Annotated in this window: 19 protein-coding genes; 6 read left to right on the top strand and 13 right to left on the bottom strand. The window is 48.0% G+C overall.

The features are described 5' to 3' along the window. Nucleotides 1–280 precede the first annotated feature (280 nt). The 10 genes from MWC30_RS07615 to rfbA form a co-directional block, all read right to left on the bottom strand. Nucleotides 281–685: a hypothetical protein gene (locus MWC30_RS07615; RefSeq protein ID WP_244083564.1), complete on the bottom strand. Its 405-nt coding sequence runs from the start codon at nucleotides 683–685 to the stop codon at nucleotides 281–283. 234 nt (nucleotides 686–919) lie between these two features. Then, the gene (locus MWC30_RS07610; protein WP_244083563.1) at nucleotides 920–1627 is read right to left on the bottom strand and encodes a bifunctional 2-polyprenyl-6-hydroxyphenol methylase/3-demethylubiquinol 3-O-methyltransferase UbiG; all 708 of its coding nucleotides are present in this window, start codon (nucleotides 1625–1627) and stop codon (nucleotides 920–922) included. Then, nucleotides 1624–2592 (bottom strand): lysylphosphatidylglycerol synthase transmembrane domain-containing protein, encoded by a 969-nt coding sequence (locus MWC30_RS07605; protein WP_244083562.1) that lies wholly within the window; start codon nucleotides 2590–2592, stop codon nucleotides 1624–1626. Before MWC30_RS07605 ends, MWC30_RS07610 begins: the two co-directional genes overlap by 4 nt. Before the next feature lie 26 nt (nucleotides 2593–2618). After that, nucleotides 2619–3608 (bottom strand): glycosyltransferase family 2 protein, encoded by a 990-nt coding sequence (locus tag MWC30_RS07600; protein ID WP_244083561.1) that lies wholly within the window; start codon nucleotides 3606–3608, stop codon nucleotides 2619–2621. A 43-nt stretch (nucleotides 3609–3651) separates the two neighbouring features. Beyond that, nucleotides 3652–4326, bottom strand: coding sequence for a methyltransferase domain-containing protein (locus MWC30_RS07595; RefSeq protein WP_244083560.1), 675 nt, complete (start codon nucleotides 4324–4326; stop codon nucleotides 3652–3654). A gap of 20 nt (nucleotides 4327–4346) precedes the next feature. Next, nucleotides 4347–5429 (bottom strand): UDP-N-acetylglucosamine 2-epimerase, encoded by a 1083-nt coding sequence (locus MWC30_RS07590; protein ID WP_244083559.1) that lies wholly within the window; start codon nucleotides 5427–5429, stop codon nucleotides 4347–4349. Nucleotides 5430–5436: 7 nt separating this feature from the next. After that, complete coding sequence (locus MWC30_RS07585) at nucleotides 5437–6420, bottom strand: glycosyltransferase family 2 protein (protein ID WP_244083558.1); 984 nt, start codon at nucleotides 6418–6420, stop codon at nucleotides 5437–5439. A gap of 197 nt (nucleotides 6421–6617) precedes the next feature. After that, a complete protein-coding gene (locus MWC30_RS07580; RefSeq protein ID WP_244083557.1) occupies nucleotides 6618–7181 on the bottom strand; it encodes a Uma2 family endonuclease in 564 nt (187 codons plus the stop codon). Between the two features lie 69 nt (nucleotides 7182–7250). Then, nucleotides 7251–8633, bottom strand: a complete 1383-nt coding sequence (locus tag MWC30_RS07575) for a transposase (RefSeq protein WP_244083556.1) — start codon at nucleotides 8631–8633, stop codon at nucleotides 7251–7253. A gap of 459 nt (nucleotides 8634–9092) precedes the next feature. After that, a complete protein-coding gene (rfbA, locus tag MWC30_RS07570) occupies nucleotides 9093–9917 on the bottom strand; it encodes a glucose-1-phosphate thymidylyltransferase RfbA (protein ID WP_244083568.1) in 825 nt (274 codons plus the stop codon). A 561-nt stretch (nucleotides 9918–10478) separates the two neighbouring features. Here rfbA and MWC30_RS07565 point away from each other — a divergent pair. From MWC30_RS07565 to rsmB, 6 genes are all read left to right on the top strand, one after another. Continuing rightward, complete coding sequence (locus MWC30_RS07565) at nucleotides 10479–10718, top strand: DUF1778 domain-containing protein (protein WP_244083555.1); 240 nt, start codon at nucleotides 10479–10481, stop codon at nucleotides 10716–10718. A gap of 5 nt (nucleotides 10719–10723) precedes the next feature. Further along, nucleotides 10724–11131: a type II toxin-antitoxin system VapC family toxin gene (locus tag MWC30_RS07560; RefSeq protein ID WP_244083567.1), complete on the top strand. Its 408-nt coding sequence runs from the start codon at nucleotides 10724–10726 to the stop codon at nucleotides 11129–11131. A gap of 130 nt (nucleotides 11132–11261) precedes the next feature. Continuing rightward, the gene (def, locus tag MWC30_RS07555; RefSeq protein ID WP_244083554.1) at nucleotides 11262–11774 is read left to right on the top strand and encodes a peptide deformylase; all 513 of its coding nucleotides are present in this window, start codon (nucleotides 11262–11264) and stop codon (nucleotides 11772–11774) included. Beyond that, nucleotides 11741–12775: a methionyl-tRNA formyltransferase gene (gene fmt / locus MWC30_RS07550; RefSeq protein ID WP_244083553.1), complete on the top strand. Its 1035-nt coding sequence runs from the start codon at nucleotides 11741–11743 to the stop codon at nucleotides 12773–12775. The genes def and fmt overlap by 34 nt, the downstream gene beginning before the upstream one ends. Nucleotides 12776–12973: 198 nt before the next feature. Beyond that, complete coding sequence (locus MWC30_RS07545; protein ID WP_244083552.1) at nucleotides 12974–13786, top strand: DUF116 domain-containing protein; 813 nt, start codon at nucleotides 12974–12976, stop codon at nucleotides 13784–13786. Beyond that, on the top strand, nucleotides 13783–15132 hold the full coding sequence (gene rsmB / locus MWC30_RS07540) for a 16S rRNA (cytosine(967)-C(5))-methyltransferase RsmB (protein WP_244083551.1): 1350 nt from the start codon (nucleotides 13783–13785) through the stop codon (nucleotides 15130–15132). The genes MWC30_RS07545 and rsmB overlap by 4 nt, the downstream gene beginning before the upstream one ends. Nucleotides 15133–15202: 70 nt before the next feature. Here the strand turns inward: rsmB and MWC30_RS07535 are convergent, their stop codons facing one another. The 3 genes from MWC30_RS07535 to metG form a co-directional block, all read right to left on the bottom strand. Next, the gene (locus MWC30_RS07535; RefSeq protein WP_244083550.1) at nucleotides 15203–15607 is read right to left on the bottom strand and encodes a type II toxin-antitoxin system VapC family toxin; all 405 of its coding nucleotides are present in this window, start codon (nucleotides 15605–15607) and stop codon (nucleotides 15203–15205) included. Then, the gene (locus MWC30_RS07530) at nucleotides 15604–15831 is read right to left on the bottom strand and encodes a hypothetical protein (protein WP_244083549.1); all 228 of its coding nucleotides are present in this window, start codon (nucleotides 15829–15831) and stop codon (nucleotides 15604–15606) included. Before MWC30_RS07530 ends, MWC30_RS07535 begins: the two co-directional genes overlap by 4 nt. A 76-nt stretch (nucleotides 15832–15907) precedes the next feature. Then, nucleotides 15908–17914 carry a methionine--tRNA ligase gene (gene metG, locus MWC30_RS07525; protein ID WP_244083548.1) on the bottom strand — a complete coding sequence of 669 codons (2007 nt, stop codon included), beginning with the start codon at nucleotides 17912–17914 and terminating at the stop codon, nucleotides 15908–15910. Between the last annotated feature and the right edge of the window lie 26 nt (nucleotides 17915–17940).

Here is a 17940-nt window from a genome sequence, read left to right as displayed (position 1 = left end):
CACCACTGTGGCCACCGCGATAGCCGATCGTCTCGTTTTTCGCTCGGAAATCCTCATCCTCGGGGGAAGTAGCTATAGAAGAAAAGTGAAGTAATCAAAAAAGAAGCTGTAAGCCATTGAGGGCTCTCTAAATCTCCGAGATCCCTCAGTGGCCTTTTTTTGTTCTCAAAAAGAGACAACGTCGCTGAGCTACGCCCTTTCATCGCGATGGACGACTTTCCAACCGGCCATTTTGGCAGGTTTGCTGACCGCCGGTAATACAAAAGGAAAATTGACCATTTTACGAAAAGCCCCCTGAACGCTTACAGTACATCTCGTTTCTCCCGAAGACATAGACCAGAGCCCAAAGGGGAACTCCGAACCGGCAGAGGAAGAGGGCCTTTTCCACCTCATCGGTTCTACCCGTCAGGTAAGGCATCATGAAAGAAGGACGGATCTGGTAGACCTTTTTATCGGACAGCGTGATGCGCCGCATGCGAAAGCCATCCAGCTTGCGAGATGAGGCGGTAAATCCTCGGAAGTTGAATCCTTCCTTCATCTGATGGGGGAAGATCTCGGGGTATTTGGTGTACATGTCTGTGATGAACTGCCGAAAAGCACCTTTATCCTTCATGCACTCCTCGTAGTGCTCCTCACTGCAAAAAGGCAGACAGATGACTTTGCTGGCAACCAAGAGCGATTCCATGGAGTTCCTCCATTAAATACCATATGATTCTCTTTAGTTGCCGATAACTAAATGAAAGTAAAAATATTTTCAAGAAAATTCCGGAGCCGTAAGAACGATATCGCCGGAATGCACAGAATCCGTTGGAACCAGGAGCATTGCTTCCCAGTGCTGGAGTCAAATACCAGCCAACGGGCGTTCGCCAATTTGGACGCCCTACTCTTTGACCCTCGATCCAAAAGAGCCGCACCCGGCCTATTTAGCTAAAATTAATTTCCATATGTAGTATCCAGGTATAGGGAGTTTTATTTTTTGTAAAATCTGTAGAAATTTATTCTGGAATATTAGTCTATTTTTTATATTTAATAATCTTATTATATAATTCATTATGGAGAAAGTTACAATTTGTTTTTTTGAATAGATAATTTTTAGTCCAGCATTACATATTATGGAAAATAATTCATTATCATTTTCGTATTCTCTTTCATGTGTTGGATCTAATGTTCTTTTGCCTTTTTCATTAATATAGAAATACCAACCAAATCGTTTTTTAAATATTGTATCTAAGTATATTATTGTTCCAGTTTTTGATATGCGATATATAGCCTTTAACAAAGATAAATCATTTTCGACATGTTCAATTACCTGAGTGCAAATAACAAAATCAAAATATTCTTCTGGAATTTTACGCAGCTCTTGTGCGTCATCTTGAACGCACTTGATAAAATTGGAAATATTATATACTTGTGATAGTCTTTGCCATGATAAGTCTATTGCCCATATTTCATTGCATTTATTTAGATAGCCAGATTGACTACATGCGTATAGAATTGACCCGTCACCACAACCAATATCTATAATATTTTTGAATTTATTATTTTCAAATAACAATTTTAATTCTAAATTTTCTACTTGGCTATACCAATACTGAAAATGTTTGTTTGCATATTCTTCGATATTCACAGAATCCCTTTCTCCTGCTGCTTCCGTTGGTTATTTTTTAAAAATCGAGATGCTGGATATGCCAATACTAGAAGTAATGAAAAGTTAATAATCCTATCCAGTATTGTGACAGCAAGTGCATAAGAAGGTGAAATATTAACAATGTTAGAGGTAAGTATAACTAGCCCTTCTCTTATACCTAGTGAAGCTGGTGTCAAATTTATAAAGAGAGAAAGCGTTGTAATCAAATAAATAAACGTTGATTGTAAGAAGGTTATTGGCAATCCTTCTGTATCAGTTATTTGTAACATTTTGAATTCGGTATACATAATAAAAATAGAAATACTAAAATTAAGACAAGTTAGTATGTATAGATAAATAATATTACGAACAGACTTTTTTATAACTAACCATCCATCTATAATTATTTGTATTCTATTTTTTATCCCCGAAAATGGGATAAAGTAAAATTTTATTGGGTAACAGAATATAAAATATATCGATCCTATAAGCATTACAATATAAATTATAGATATTGTTGTGTTATAGATCCCTCTTAAGTATAATACATACATTACTATTAACCCGAATATAGAAATAACATTAAAAATAATGATATAATTACCGGCAAGCGATGAAATAAATAGCGTATAATTAAGATTATATCTAGATTTAAAATAAACCGCTCTTAACCCAATTCCTCCTTGAAATGGTAGAAAAATATTCCCAAAGCTCGAAAGCACCGAAATAGATGTGTATTCGTTGAAACTTAGATTGACCTTGTGTGATGCAATGGTGATATTCATTGATGCACCATTGATTATAGCTATTGTGAGATTTAATAATATTAAAATAATAATATTACTTGCCGATATATTCTCTATAATTCTAAACGCTCTAAGATTATTAATTAAGTAATAAAAAAAGAATAATAATAGCAGAGAAACAAATGAAATAGATAATATATATCTTGATATTTTTGTCATATGAAATTTTTCAATATTATTGAATTCTAAAGTGTATTTTTTAACAACTTTATATGATAACTTACTATCCCTGCACCAAAAATAAAAATAATAACTGGAGTAGAAAAAAATAAAATCATCACATCTTTAATGTTCTCGCTTAAATATATAATTACAATAAGATAAGCTATTAATAGCAAAATACTAATAAAGATAAATATCTTTGGAATCATAAAAGCAGATATAGTTAAGGTCATTATTAAAAACAATATAAAAATGGTACTCGTTAAGAATGCTTTATGAAAGTAGCCTCCCTGCACTAGATAAAAATCACTGAATGCCATACCGCGATCATATAGCCAAGGACGAAATTTTTTTAATTCAGACCTCATCTTATATTGAAAAAATAATTCCCTGATTTTTATCAGGTCTATCCCTTTTTCAAAAATCAGTTTTTGGAAAAGGAGTGTGTCATTGTTCACATGTTTACCAGTTCTTTCTGGGGTCAGACTGATAAAGAGTTCTCTATCGATGAATAATATAGTGGTGCCTTTAGGGGCTTTTCTGAAGTTTTCTTTATTAATTATGAGTTGTTCAATTTTGAGAGGGAAATTTTCTTTTCCATAATATTTCTTTCTCATCAAGTACAGAAAGGTTGAAAAAAAGTTTTCATACTTGATGTTTGGATCATTCTCTTGTTCACCCATGACAGCAGGATAGGCGCAATATTTTTCTAGTAGTGAAATCAGATTTTCATTAAGGATCACTCTGGAGTCGACAAAAAGTATTTTTTCTGTTTTTGTATGCAGTGCACCAGTTAATCTAGCTATTATCCTTCCGTGGTTTTCTTGTAGGGATAAAATTTCTATGGGGTATTTTTGTGCAATGTCAATAGTTTTATCAGTTGATCCGTCATCGACAAGGAGTACAGAGTAATCTGAATTTAATTTAACACGTTTTTGATAAATAATAGCTTTAATACATTCTTCAATTGTATCTTCGCTGTTGTAAGCAGGGATAATAACAGTGAGTTTCATGTAATCAATTTGTATCGTTTTAGATTAACAAGACTATTAAAATTCACTTTTGACAGATTAAAAAAATCCTGGCTCTAAAAAAATAATTAATTAGTGGTATTTTAGACATAAAATGTAGTTTTTTTAATATTGGAAGATAATGTGATAGATATATTATTTGTACGTTTTTAAACCCTATTTGGGTAAGCATGCTTTTATATTGAGAGGCATTTCTAACAGCAATATGGCCAGGTGTTTGGGGAATAAAATGAATATGTTTTAATATTTCTATAAAATATTTACTGTTTGGAGTATGCATATAAAGAATTCCATTTGGTTTTAGTGATGTCCATATACTTTTAAATATTTTGTTAAAGTCTGAATCATTTAAATGCTCACTAAAATCTAAAGCAAACGCTTTATCTAAAAAATGGGGTCTTTTGGAACAAAATTCGGATATTTTTTCACACTTAAAATAGACATTTTTTATGTCATAAAGCTTTGCCTGTTTATTAGAAAATCTTATAAAATCTAATGATGTGTCAATACCATAATATTTTAGGATTCTATTATTGATAGACCACGCTAATGTTCCGCTACCTGATGCAAAATCACCAATTATATCCGATTTGTTAAAAGCAATAAACTCAATTATTCTATTTATTCGGATACTGCTATTATTTATTAATGATTTTAGGTATATCTCATCATAGATGCTGGTTGATTTCAATTTATGCATAATATAAATATGATTCAATGTTAAAAATAGTGTTTTAAGTACGATATTATTAAACTCGATGGCGAAGTATTTACTCTTGTATCGTTTTTTAAATATATCTTATAATTTGTAACAAATGCCATTATTAAACTGATGTTGTAATTAGAAATAACGACATTTCTATTAATACCATCTTGTCGTTCTGTTGTTTTGCGCATTAGTAGAGTTGGCTTGCCTAGATAGTATGCTTCTTCTTGATTACTACCACCATCAGTGATTAAAAACTCGCTATTAATTAGAAGTTTTATAAAATCAAAATAGTCATAACGGTTGCAAAGCTGAATATTTTTTTGGTATTTTATTTTACTAATTAGGTTATATTTGCAAAGTTGACTCCATGTTGGTGGGTGGAGTACAAATAAAAGTTTTATTTTTTCTGAAATAAGATTTAAACAATCTAGAATTGCGCATAGTCTGTCTCTATTAAATATATTTTCAAATCTGTGAATAGAAATTATGGCGTATTTATACTTCGGGACCTCGATAGAGATTTTATCAATTTGCTCTCTTGCGATGCTTAGGGAATCGTATAGTGTATTGAAAGATGTATCAATTTTCATTCCGTGTGAATTGTTGATATTTCTCATGGCCCATTCGCCTGGACAAAAAAAGAGATCCGAGAGTGCATGCGTCAAGATACGGATAATTTCTTCTGGAAAAGGATGAAAAACATTAAATGACCTTAAGCCTGATTCGATGTGCGCAACCTTTTTACCTGATAGTCTTCCCATCAGAGCACCTAGAAGAGTGGAAAAGGTATCTCCATGAACTAAAACGATATCGTTTTTACCCTGTTTACAAAAAATGTATTTTTTGTAAACTAATGTTATAAAAATAATGCGTATCATCCAAAAAAGCATTTGGATGATACTTGTCACATCTTTACCACTATATAGAATTATATCTGGTTGTTTGATGTTAAAGTTTTGTATAAGTTTATCAATAGTGTCCTTATGTTGTCCGGTAAAAATAAAATTGTACTCAATATGCCTTTGTTGGAGGGAGGCCATGATGGGCGCGATTTTTATTAATTGAGCTTTGGTTCCGACAACAAAATGCAGCATTTTGTTCTCAACCTTGTTGAATGAGAAGTGACTCATGTATAATGCGAAGGTTGCTGACTGAGATTTCGCGTCTATCGAATCGGAGCTGTGCTACCTGTTCGGACACCAGGCCAACCAAAAACATCAAAACAGATAGAGTCATGAGCATGGCTGATGTTGGGCCATAGCGTCCATCCAAAAAGAATACCTTAAAAAGCCCATAGCCAACACCCAACAAAAATGTCGAAGAACTGACGGGCAAGAATATCTTCATGGGTGAAAACAGCGTCGCCACTTTGAAGATGATCAGGAAAAACCGCGAGCCGTCACGGAAGATCTTGATCTTGCTCTTGCTGCCGCCATTGCGTTTTGCCGCCGTGATGGGGATATATTTCAAGCTGTACCCTGATCGCAATGTGGCCATGGTGATGGTCGTAGGATAGGAGAAAGTGTTGGGGAGCAGGGAAATGAACTCCTGGGCGATATGTGCCTTGACCGCCCTGAATCCGGAAGTCAGGTCCTTGATCCTGCGGCCGCACACGTAGGAGGCAAACCAGTTGTAAATTCTATTGGCCATATCGCGGTGCATGTGGGTTGGCGAATTTTGAGCACGAGCCCCCACGACCATGTCGAACTCTTGCAGCTCTTCCAGGAGCTGAGGAATCTCTTCGGGAGGATGTTGACCGTCCCCGTCCAAGGTAACGAGAAGTCTGCCGCGGGCGTTTCGGATGCCGGTTTTGATGGCTGCGCCATTGCCGATGTTGTAAGGATGCTTGATGAGTTTGGCTCCGGCATCTAGGGCATTCTGGGCCGTTTCGTCTGTCGACCCGTCATCGATAACAAGAATTTCATACAGGTAGTCGAGGGAGTCCATGACTTGGCGGACTCTCTCGACAACATCCGCGATGCCGGCGGCTTCATTGTTTGCAGGAATGAGGATGCTTACGTCCGGGAGTTCTTCCTGGGTTTTGTCGGGTAATCTGAGCAAGATGGGCAGTTTTTCTGGTACCATTTGAATTTTTACTCCTTGCCGGCATTTTTTCCTGCTGTTCCCTGGTAAAAAGATGCGTGGTCGACACTCAAATCACGCGACACCTCGGCCATGAGATTAGCCAAAACAATGCCAACATCCCCGATTTTCTGCACGTCGGCTCTTGGATTTCTCCCTCTGCTCAAAACGCCCATGCTTACCGAAACGTCGTTTTAGCGTCAGGCAACAGGCCCAAAAACTTCCTGCAACGGGATGGAGATGCCTTCCATAAATTTCAGCACCATAGTCTCATGCGGGCCAAGGATTTCTCCCCGGTCGAAGCGTCCGTCCTTTTCCAAAACATAACGTTCCAGGAATTGGCCTTCCGGGTCGAGAAGAAGGTATTCGGATACGCCGGACCTTTCGTAAAGGAGCTTCTTTTCCCAGCGATCCTTCTTGGCCGTGGAGGCGCTCAGCACTTCCACCACCATGTCGGGAGCTCCCTGGATATTGCGCTCGGTGATCTTTTTCCGATCACAGACCACAAATAGATCAGGCTGCACGACATCATGTTCCGACAGCACGACGTCGGTGGGCGCCATGCCGATGAAGCACCCGCGGCCATGGAAGGCATGCCGTAGTAGAACGTAAATATTTCCGAGGGTCTGCTGATGTCTGACACTTGGCGCAGGCGTCATGTTGTAGGCCCTTCCGTCGATGATCTCCCACCGCTCATCGTCCGGCCAGGTGAGATAATCTGAGTAGCTGAAAGAGCCTTGCGGCTCTGATGCGGGTGTTGGCATACGATTTTCCTTTACCGGGTTCAATGAGCGTATATTTTTAGGGCCTCAGCCATCCAGAACAGTAAATCACTAAAGTTTCGCACACCCCTCCGCAGGGGAGTTAATGAGCGAATTTTCAAGTACGTCAAGCAAGTAGAAGAACTCATCCGGGGCAGAATTGGTGGAAAAAAGCTGGCTTGACAACATGAGAATCTGCCGGATTCGAGTCCAGATGGATTGAATAAGAGCCAGCTGGAGATGCTCACGGGCAAGCTCTTGGAACAAGGGTCCTATGGGACCAGCAAGCTGGCGTTTGGTCAGGATGTAGATGAGGATGAGATAGCGAATCGCCACAATCGATGCCCAGGCCACCACGGCATCGAATGTCTCGCTCTGACCTTTTCCAAGCCCGAGGAGTTGTTTGCAGTCTCTGAAATAGCATTCGATTGCCCATCTGCGGGAGTAATAGTCGAGAATTTCATGGATTTCCATGTCGGTTTCGGTACAGAGGAAGGCATGCCATTTCTTCTTGCTCCAGCGGACGAACACAATGCTCACCTCCCCTGCAAGGGGCAGCTCAACCTTGAGGATGGCAGCCTTGATTTGCCAGGAGCTGATCCAGCGAAGCTCGTGTCTGGCCTCGGTGTGCCAGAGCTGGGACAACGTCATGGGGTTACCTTTGTAGTGGTAGTGAGTCTTGTTGGCTTTGAGCCGGCAGATGATCCCGTAGCCAATGGCAAGAATCTGGGAGATGACCTTGTCACAGGCAAACCAGGAATCAAAGAGGACAAAGCGGGCACTGATCCCGTTTTGCCAGCACCTGCGGATCATTTGAACCAGAAGGTCTGTCTTTTTCTCGAAAGACTCCATGCGTCTTTTCCAGCCGTTGGTTCGCTTGTCCATCTCCCGCAGCTTGTCATTGGGGCGGTTCTTCGACGTGTGGAAGCCAAGATCCAGAGGGTAGAAACGGGTCCCGTTGTGCAAGCCTATCTGGAGCATCTGGTAGCCGAGCTTTGAGCGATTGGTCGTATGATCATGGTGATAGCTCACCAGTTCCATCTTCTCTCCCGTCTTACCGAGCAGGCTGTCATCGGCAATGATGGTCTTTTCGTTGAAGGGAGTGCGATCTGTTCGGGCGATCTCCCGGCAGGCAAGAAGAGTGACGAGCTTTCGCCAGTTGAAGCACGGATGATTCAAGAAGCGGTAGTAGGTGTCCTTGTGAGCCTGGAGCATGTTCTCGAAGAACTTCCCTGACCATAAAGCCGTGAGGGACTGCTTGATCACGGGCAAAATGATCAGGGCAAAGAGCAGAGTGACGGTCGGAAAGCCTTTCTCTTTCTGTATTCCCGACTGGTGCAGTAATGTCCTGATCCCCAGCTCATTCATGGACTTGTTGACCTCAGATTCCACATTGAGGTGACGTTTTTCAATTTCTCTTTGGATGGAGAGAGAAAATGCGATATCCTTCTTCATGGCAGCTCCTTTTTGTTTGTAGTTGTGGTGACTTAGGTAAAGCAACACTACTACATTCGGGGCTGCCTTTCCATTTAAAACGGTGAAATCCCAGCTGTTTGCACTCCATGGCACCACTCAGCTGGTGTGCGAAACTTCAGTAAATCATAAGTAACCGTTGGAAAAAGACCTATACTGCGAACGGGTAAAATCTTGACTTTTGTAGGAGCGGCTTCCAGCCGCGATTCTGATGGAGCCAGCTTTTCCATCGCGGCTGGAAGCCGCTCCTACAGGATCATCGATAAGTCACGATATCATCCGTTTGGAGTATATCAAGACAAGGTGCTTACGGGCTGACATTTCTAACGGTTATTTCTGCATCGCTGAACCAGGTTTTTCGCTGGGCTGGATTCCGGCTTAGAGACTGCCGGAATGACGAGGATACCAATTTTCAGCAAGTTGCTGTAGAACAGAGCGTCCTTACTCCGGTTGCGAACCGCCGAGCAGGGACAGCAGGTACTCGCCATAGCCGCTCTTTGCGAGGGGCTTTGCCAGGTCTCTCAGCTCTTCGGCGCCGATATAGCCCATAACGTAGGCCACTTCTTCCACACAGGCGATTTTGAGTCCCTGCCGCTTTTCGATGGTTTCAATGAAGGTGGAGGCTTCCAGGAGGGATTCATGGGTCCCGGTGTCCAGCCAGGCGAAGCCCCGCCCCAGCAGTTCCACCTGGAGCTCTCCCCGTGCGAGATATTCCCTGTTGACGTCGGTGATTTCCAGTTCCCCGCGCTGGGAAGGCTTGAGCCGTGAAGCGATTTCAACGACCGTGTTGTCGTAAAAATAGAGACCCGGCACGGCATAGTTGGATTTGGGGCGGGAGGGCTTTTCTTCGATGTCCAGGACCTGGCCGGCAGCGTCAAATTCGACGACTCCATACTGCTGTGGATCTCGCACCCAGTAGCCAAAAATTCGACCCCCTCTGTCAAACCGCATGGTCCTGGCCAGAATTTGACGGAATCCATGGCCATAGAAGATATTGTCCCCCAGGATGAGACAGACGCGGCTGTCTCCGATAAATTCTCTTCCCACGATAAACGCCTGGGCCAGTCCCTCGGGATGTGCCTGTTCTGCAAAGTCAAAGCGGATGCCCCACTGAGATCCGTCTCCCAGGAGCTTCCGGAATCTCGGGAGGTCTTCAGGCGTCGAGATGACGAGGATATCCCGAATCCCTGCCAGCATGAGAACCGAAAGGGGATAATAGATCATGGGCTTGTCGTAAACGGGCAGGAGCTGCTTGCTGACGGCCATGGTGATGGGGTACAGGCGTGTCCCGCTGCCGCCGGCCAGGATGATGCCCTTCCATTGGGAGGTGCCGCTTTCCGTTGACGGAAAGGGGTGGGGCGAAGCGCTTTCAGAGGGCTCGCGGAAGGTTGGTTCATTGTCCGTGTATTTTGGGCGATTCATATCATATCCTGATTTGCGGGGGAGGGGATTCGTGCGGCTGCCTGTGCCGAGCTCCGCTCAGCATTATCTTCAATCCAGATCAATCATGGCACTATAAACTATACGCGATGAGGTGCAAAACTTTCGAGTGGATGGCTTCCTGTTTTTTGTAGGAGCGGCATCCTGCCGCGACGGGCTTATTGTCGCGGCAGGATGCCGCTCCTACAAAAAAGCTGTTTTCAATCCATTATACGCAAATGGCGTCACCAAGTCTTTTCATCCTTCGTCGTGATTGCCACCGTCATGGGGTTGATGCGTATAGAATCGAATGCAAAATTTTACCGTCATTATGACGGTGCCTCCATTGACCGGGTTCTTGAATCGAGATACAAATAAATAAAACGAGATACAAGGAGGTGGTTTTCCATGCCGATCAGTTTGAGGATTCCTCCCGAAAAGGAAGACTTGATTCGCAAAATGGCGTCCAGAGAGGGAAAATCCAAGACAGCATACATCCTCGAGGCCATAGATGAAAAATTGGGCCTGATCAAAAATCGGGAGCAGACCGTCAGAGAACTGGCCGGCTGGATGTCCCACGAGGACGCCGAAGATCTGAGAGCTTCACTGAAAGTCTTCTCTGAGATCAATGAAGGGGACTGGGATTGAAGCTGGTGCTGGATACGAACATCTATTGTGATTTTGCCGAAGGGGTGCCCCATACAGTCGATGCCATTGCAGCTTACGGCGAGGTCGTCTTCATTCCAGCCATCGTTCTCGGTGAGTTGCGTTATGGCTTCCTGAAGGGTAGACGGCAGGAATTCAATGAGAGGAAACTGCGGCAGATCATCTCCAGGCTCAACATTGAAGTCATTCCAGTAGACGAAGATGTCGCTGGAAAATACGCCGTCATTTATCTCTCTCTAGTAAAAAAGGGTAGAAAGATTCCCCTCAATGACGTCTGGATTGCAGCCTGCTGCATGGAGGTGGGGGGAACGCTGCTGACACGCGACAAACACTTCGATGCCGTGGATCAAATAGAATCGCTAGTCCTGGGCGCAGGAGAAGATGACCGCTTATAGGGACAGGGAGTTGAAAAGAGCGCCCCCAGTGTTTATGATGCTGTGTCTTCGGCAAAAAATGCCTGAACAATTCAACCCATTTTATTCCGGTTGCCAATATTTCCAGATTCGAAATATGAAGGGATTTTGAATGGCTTTGCTTGAAATCTGTACCTATCCCGATCCCGTGCTGCGCGAAAAGGCGATCCGGGTGGAAAAGGTGGATCGGGAGTTGCGAAAGCTCATCGACGACATGGCCGAGACCATGTATGATGCGCCGGGTATCGGTCTGGCTGCCAACCAGGTGGGCAAGCCTCTCCGACTGGTGGTGATTGACATCCAGAAGCCCGAAGACGAGCATGGATTGATTGTTCTCGTAAACCCTGAAATCGTGAGCGGGCAAGGCGAGATCACGTGTGAAGAGGGCTGTCTCAGCGTCCCGGAGTTTTTCTCCAAGGTCAAGCGGTTCGAAGAAGTCGTGGTGCAGGGGATCGATCAGCATGAAAAGACTTGCCGCATCGAGGCGAGCGGACTCCTGGCAGTGGCACTCCAGCACGAGATCGACCACCTGGAAGGAAAGCTCTTCATCGACCGGATCGGCCTCATCGCAAGGGATATTTTCAAGAGAAAATGGAAGAAAAAACTGAAAGAGGAACGGGCATAGACTCCACCGTCGCAAGCACTGAATCCCGCCCCGGCATGAGCGAAGGCGACATGGATGTGAGGCTCCCCAGCCTCATTTTCATGGGGACACCGGATTTTGCCGTGCCCTCCCTGAGAAGGCTGTTCGAAGCGGGGGCGGATATCCGGCTGGTGGTGACGCAGCCCGACCGGCCCAGCGGAAGAGGCAAGAAGCTCTCACCGCCTCCGGTGAAGGTCGTGGCTGAGGCATTGGGACTTCCCGTGTATCAGCCCGAGCGCGTGAGGGACCCAGGAGTGCTGGATCACGTCCGAAGCTTCCATGCCGACTGTGCGGCGGTCGTCGCCTACGGCCAGCTGCTGCCCCAGGCCTTTCTCGACGCCTTTCCCCTGGGAGCCCTCAATGTGCACGCCTCTCTGCTGCCGCGTTACCGTGGAGCGGCCCCCATGCAGCGGGCGATCCTCGCCGGCGATGCCGTCACCGGTGTCAGCATCATGCTCCTGGATGCGGGCATGGATACGGGACCGGTTCTGGCCCGGAGGGAAATTCCCATTCTAACGGAAGATAACCTGGGAGCGATCCATGACAAACTGGCCCTGCTGGGAGCCGACCTCCTCTGCGAAACACTGGTGGAATGGAAACGCAGCCGTATCCAACCCGTGCCCCAGGAAAATCGCCTGGCGACGTACGCTCCGCCCCTTGCCAAAGGGGAATGGCGCATCGACTGGAACCTCCCGGCAGAGCGCATCGTCCGCATGATCCGCGCCTTCGATCCCTTTCCTGGAGCATACGGCTTTTTCCTTGGGAAGCGCTTGAAATGCTTCCAGGCCTTCCTGCTCGACTGGAAGGAAGGGGAAGGAATGCCCGGGGAAGTGGCGGGCTGTACGGAAAAGGGACTGGTGGTGTGGGCAAAGGACCGCCGGGCTGTCTGCATCGGCGAGCTTCAATGGGAAGGACAGCGCCGCATGACCGCCGGGGAATTCATGCGGGGACGTCCCATGCCGCCGGGATCACGGTTGGAATAGGGCAGGGTCCTGAAACGGCAACTGAACACTATACTACGAACGGTTGAAATCTTGACTTTTGTAGGAGCGGCTTCCAGCCGCGATTCTCATGGATCCAGCTATTCCCGTCGCGGCTGGAAGCCGCTCCTACAGGATCATCAATAAGTCAGGATCTCATCCGTTTGGAGTATAAAACAATAAACTGGAAAATCTGGAAAGATGGCTTTAGAGAAGGATTCCCCGGCAGGCCGTTCCGCGCCCGTCAGACAGCCCGCTAAAATGACCCTGGTGGGCCTCTGGGGGCTGACAGGGGTTTTGATCCTGCTGGCTCTCTTCCTCTGCTACATGATCCCCTACTACGGATTCAGCCATCTTCATTCCCAGTTTTCATGGATCCTGGGGACCTTCCTGGGTTCACTGGGCCTTCTGACCCTGACAGCGGTTTCCCTCCTTGTCGCCGTGACCCTGCTCGGCCATGATGTTCCGTTCTCGAGAAACCTGAGAAGCTTTTCCGCCCGCTTCCTGCTTCCGGTGCTCGTCGTCGTGGGCCGTGCGGTGGGGCTCCGGCGGGAGGATGTGCAGCACGCGTTCGTGGCCGTCAACAATGAAATCGTCATGGCTCAATGCCGGCACGGCCGCCCCCCTGAAAAAATCCTTCTTCTCATGCCCCATTGCCTGCAGAATGCCGACTGCTCCGTCAAAGTCACCCACCGGGTGCAAAACTGCAAACGGTGCGGGAAGTGTCCCATCAAGGACCTCCTGGAGCTGACGTCCAAATACGGGGTGGATTTCGCCGTGGCAACGGGCGGCACCCTGGCCCGCCGCATCGTCATGGAGCGTCGTCCCGACCTGATCATTGCGGTGGCCTGTGAACGCGATCTCACCAGCGGCATCCAGGATACCATGCCGCTCCCTGTCTACGGTATTTTCAACGAACGTCCCCATGGCCCCTGCCTGAACACGCAGGTCGCCATCGATCGCGTGGAGGCTGTGCTCCAGGAGATCGTCGGGCTGCAGCGAGAAAAATCATGATCAATGCCAGGTCCTTGGCCTATCAAATCCTGCTCCATCTGAACCGGAAGGCGGCGCATCCCGACCGGCTGATCCGCGCCATGCTGGAGCGGCATTCCCGCCTGGAGGAACGCGACCGGGCGCTCTTGACGGAAATGGTGTATGGCGTCCTGAGGTGGCAGGGGCGGTTGGATTGGCACATCGACCAGCTGAGCAGGGTGAGCGCCAAAAAGATCGCGCCGGAAATTCGTATCCTGCTGCGGCTGGCCCTGTATCAAATCCTGATACTGGACCGAATTCCTCCCCATGCGGCGGTGAACGAAACTGTAAACCTTGCCAAGGCCACGCAGCCCCCTCATGTGGTGGGGTTTGTGAACGCGCTTCTTCGGGAAGCGCTCCGGCGGGGGGCCGATTGGAACTGGCCTTCGGAGGAAGAAGACCCCGCAGGCCGGCTGGCGGTGATGACTTCCTATCCCCCCTGGTTTATTCAGAAGTGCCTGAAGGAGCTCGGGGCGGACGAAACCTCGATGCTCTGCCGGGCGAGCAACACCATCGCTCCCATGACTTTGCGCGTCAATACCCTGCGGACGTCGGCGTCCGAGGTCCTCCAGTGGCTCCGTGGGAGGGATATGGACGCGGAGCCCTCCCCCTATCTTCCGGATGCCGTGCGCATCACCGCTCTTCGCCAGGACATCTCCCGGCTTCCCATTTTCCAGGAGGGCTGGATCCAGGTACAGGACGAGGCTTCTCAGTTGATTTCCCATCTGGCGGCGCCGCAGCCCGGGGAGCGCATCCTGGATCTATGCGCCGGCTTCGGGGGAAAGTCCACTCACCTGGGGATTCTCATGGGAAACGTCGGGGAGGTCCTTGCCGTGGACCACTCTCCATGGAAACTGGAGGAGCTGCGTCAAAATGCGGCACGGCAAGGGGTGGGCATTGTGAAAATTTTAGCCGGTGATGTCCTGGAGCTGAAGCCTGAAGCCATCGGAACCTTCGACCGGGTCCTGCTGGACGCTCCCTGCAGCGGATTCGGCGCTCTGAGGCGGAAGCCCGATATCAAATGGACCCGTCATCTCAAAGACCCCTACCGTTTTTCCCAGCTGCAGAAGAGCCTGCTTGCCCATGCGTCCCGTTTTGTCAAGGAAGGCGGAGTAATGGTGTATGCCACCTGCACCTTCTTCCGGGAAGAGGACGAGGGCGTGGCCGAGGACTTTTCAGCCGCTCATCCGGGGTGGGACGTCCAGCCTGCGGGGAGCTGCCTGCCCGAAGGGGCGCAGTCCATGGTGGAAGGGGTGTTTTTCAAGTCGTGGCCCCATCGCCACGGAACGGACGGATTTTTTGGAGCGCGCTGGCGGCGCTGCGTTTGAGACTGGGAAAGAAAGGGACGCTGATGGATATCTTGATTGGGGGAGGCTGTTTAAATATGGTTTGTAAAGACTATTTTTTTGACGAAATGACTTTGAGTCCCTCGAGTCTCTCAAAGTGGCGAACATTGTTTGTGAGAAGCGTAAAATCATAAGAGAGACAGGTTGCACCAATGAGAAGGTCAAAGTCCCCAATTATGTTTCCTTGTCTCCGCAACCTACCTCTCTCTTTTCCAAACACAGTACAGATCTCATCGTCAATATCTATTATCACAATTCCCCGCAAAAAATTCGCTAACCCATCACGGCTGGCTTCGGGGTTTCTCGAATAGAACACCCCTTCGTATAATTCCGCTAGCGTGATTATGCTGATCGCTAACCCTTCCGTCCTCAACTGCTTCAGTTTATCAACAATATCCTGAGTGCCATTCAAGAAATGGATAACCCAATCGGTATCGATCAAATAGTTGATTTTCACAGCCTCGCCTCTGCCCTGGGTGAAACCAGCCTGTCAGCGTAAATATTGGTGATGAACGTATCGACATCGATCAGGTCCTTCCACGAACCAGCGCTTTTCGAAAAGCCGTCTATCTCAGAGTTCAGGTGGTCTTTTTTCTTTTTTGCACGCAGCCTTTCGACAAGTCTTTCAATAATCTCAAGATCTTCCGTATCCAAATCGCGCACGTTGAGTATATTTGCCATTGGTGCTGCTCCTTTTGTCGAAACGGAATGGTCCGGTTTCTATTCTGGGGGTTTTCATGTCTCCCGGCGGGCGAATTTACGAAACCCTCCGCCCGGGAGTGACGGGCTTTTCAGGAGCCAGGAGACAGAGGGCGTCGCCGTCTCGAACGGCCAGGACCATGCCGTGGGATTCCACGCCCATGAGCTTGGCGGGCTGGAGATTGGCCACCAGGACGACCTGCTTTCCCACCATCTCTTCAGGCGTGTAATATTCCGCAATGCCTGCCACCACCTGGCGCTCTTCCCCTATGTCCACCGTCAATCGGAGAAGCTTCTTGGACTTGGGGATTTTTTCCGCCTGCTTCACGAGCCCCACGCGCAGGTCCACCTGCTTGAAGGCATCGAAGGAGATGTTCTCCAGCTTTTCTTCGGGTTTTTCCTGGGATTTTTCAACCCGCTTATCCGCCGCCGGCTGCTGAGACGCATCCCTGGCCTGCTGCACCGCAGGTTTTCCGGCTGGTTTTTCTTCTTTGCGCCCCTTTAATTCCACTTGTTCCACTTGTTGGACGCGCAGTTCCACGCGCGGGAAAAGCGACTCACCCTTTTGAACCGGGCTTCCCTCTTTCAGGGTTCCCCATGCGGCGTCGTCTTCCAGTCTCAGGTCCAGTGCCTTCTTGGGAATTCCCAGGCGGTCCAGCATTTTTTCAGCGGTTTCGGGCATGAAAGGGGAAATGAGGACTGCAGCCGTCTTGTTGAGCTCCAGCAGGATGCGAAGGACCGTTTGGAGACGTCCATGCTGTCCGGGGTCCTTGGCCAGGTTCCATGGGCCCACATGGTCGACGTACTTATTGGCGGCGCTGAGGCATTCCCAAATTTTCATCAGGGCCTTATGAAAGCCGAGCCTGGGGATTTCTTCCACGTAATGAGCCGTCGCTTCTTCCACGTGGCGGATGAGATCCTTGTCGACCTCGTCGAGTGGAGCTCCAAAGGGAGGCACTTTTCCGTCGAAGTACTTCGCCGTCATGGCCAGGGTGCGACTGTAGAGGTTCCCCAGGTCGTTGGCCAGGTCAGCATTGAGGCGCTGCACCAGTGCGTCTTCGCTGAAGTTGGAATCCAGTCCGAAGACCATTTCGCGCAGCAGAAAGTACCGGAAGGCGTCCAGGCCGTAAATGGGCACGAGGTCGAGGGGGCGAACGACGGTGCCCCGGCTCTTGCTCATCTTGCCCTCACTGGTTTTCCAGTAGCCGTGCACATTCAGGTGCCGGTACGGAGCAAACCCCGCGGCCCGGATCATGGTGGGCCAGTAGATGCCGTGGGGCTTGAGGATGTCTTTGGCGATGGTGTGCTGCACGACGGGCCAGAATTCGCGGAATCGCTCGCCGTCGGGATACTGCAGCGCGGAGACGTAATTGATGAGGGCGTCGAACCACACGTAGGTGACATATTTTTCGTCGAAGGGGAGGGGAATCCCCCAGCTCAGGCGCTCCTTGGGCCTTGAAATGCAAAGGTCTTCCAGCGGCTCGCGGAGAAAGGCCAGCACCTCGTTCCTGTAACGCTCCGGGCGTATGAAATCCGGGTGCGATTCAATGTGCTGAATCAGCCAGTCCTGGTACTTGCTCATGCGAAAAAAATAATTCGCCTCTTCGCGCTCGACCGGTTCTTTGTCATGGTCCGGGCATTTTCCGTCCACCAGTTCCTTCTCGGTGTAAAAGCGTTCGCAGCCCACGCAGTAGAGGCCCTTGTAGGTGCTGAAATAAATATCCCCGGAATCATGCACCTTTTGCAGGAAGTATTGCACCACCCGAATGTGCTCCGGGTCCGTCGTTCGAATGAAATGGTCATGGCTGATGTTCAGTCGAGGCCACGTGTCTCGAAACAATCCGCTGATGCGATCGGTATAACTTTTGGGATCGGTGCCCGCTTCCTGCGCCGCCTGAACGATCTTGTCCCCGTGCTCGTCCGTCCCCGTGAGAAAAAATGTCTCGTCCCCCATGAGCTTGTGGAAGCGGTTCATGACATCGGCGACAATGGTGGTGTAGGCATGTCCTATGTGGGGTTCTGCGTTGACATAGTAAATAGGCGTTGAGACATAAAAACGCTCCATCAGTATCCCTTTCATGCGTAAGCGTT

Origin of the sequence: Desulforhabdus sp. TSK (assembly GCF_022836495.1) — a bacterium.
In the GTDB taxonomy this organism is placed as follows: Bacteria; Desulfobacterota; Syntrophobacteria; order Syntrophobacterales; family Syntrophobacteraceae; genus Desulforhabdus.
This window is presented reverse-complemented; position numbering and strand designations above follow the sequence as displayed.

Coding starts and splice junctions, on each gene's coding strand:
- MWC30_RS07565 (WP_244083555.1), top strand. CDS start 10,479: ATGCCGATCAGTTTGAGGATTCCTCCCGAAAAGGAAGACTTGATTCGC.
- rfbA (WP_244083568.1), bottom strand. CDS start 9,917: ATGGCCGTCAGCAAGCAGCTCCTGCCCGTTTACGACAAGCCCATGATC.
- rsmB (WP_244083551.1), top strand. CDS start 13,783: ATGATCAATGCCAGGTCCTTGGCCTATCAAATCCTGCTCCATCTGAAC.
- MWC30_RS07580 (WP_244083557.1), bottom strand. CDS start 7,181: ATGCCAACACCCGCATCAGAGCCGCAAGGCTCTTTCAGCTACTCAGAT.
- def (WP_244083554.1), top strand. CDS start 11,262: ATGGCTTTGCTTGAAATCTGTACCTATCCCGATCCCGTGCTGCGCGAA.
- MWC30_RS07595 (WP_244083560.1), bottom strand. CDS start 4,326: ATGCATAAATTGAAATCAACCAGCATCTATGATGAGATATACCTAAAA.
- MWC30_RS07575 (WP_244083556.1), bottom strand. CDS start 8,633: ATGAAGAAGGATATCGCATTTTCTCTCTCCATCCAAAGAGAAATTGAA.
- MWC30_RS07590 (WP_244083559.1), bottom strand. CDS start 5,429: ATGCTGCATTTTGTTGTCGGAACCAAAGCTCAATTAATAAAAATCGCG.
- metG (WP_244083548.1), bottom strand. CDS start 17,914: ATGGAGCGTTTTTATGTCTCAACGCCTATTTACTATGTCAACGCAGAA.
- MWC30_RS07615 (WP_244083564.1), bottom strand. CDS start 685: ATGGAATCGCTCTTGGTTGCCAGCAAAGTCATCTGTCTGCCTTTTTGC.
- fmt (WP_244083553.1), top strand. CDS start 11,741: ATGGAAGAAAAAACTGAAAGAGGAACGGGCATAGACTCCACCGTCGCA.
- MWC30_RS07605 (WP_244083562.1), bottom strand. CDS start 2,592: ATGACAAAAATATCAAGATATATATTATCTATTTCATTTGTTTCTCTG.
- MWC30_RS07530 (WP_244083549.1), bottom strand. CDS start 15,831: ATGGCAAATATACTCAACGTGCGCGATTTGGATACGGAAGATCTTGAG.
- MWC30_RS07545 (WP_244083552.1), top strand. CDS start 12,974: ATGGCTTTAGAGAAGGATTCCCCGGCAGGCCGTTCCGCGCCCGTCAGA.
- MWC30_RS07600 (WP_244083561.1), bottom strand. CDS start 3,608: ATGAAACTCACTGTTATTATCCCTGCTTACAACAGCGAAGATACAATT.
- MWC30_RS07585 (WP_244083558.1), bottom strand. CDS start 6,420: ATGGTACCAGAAAAACTGCCCATCTTGCTCAGATTACCCGACAAAACC.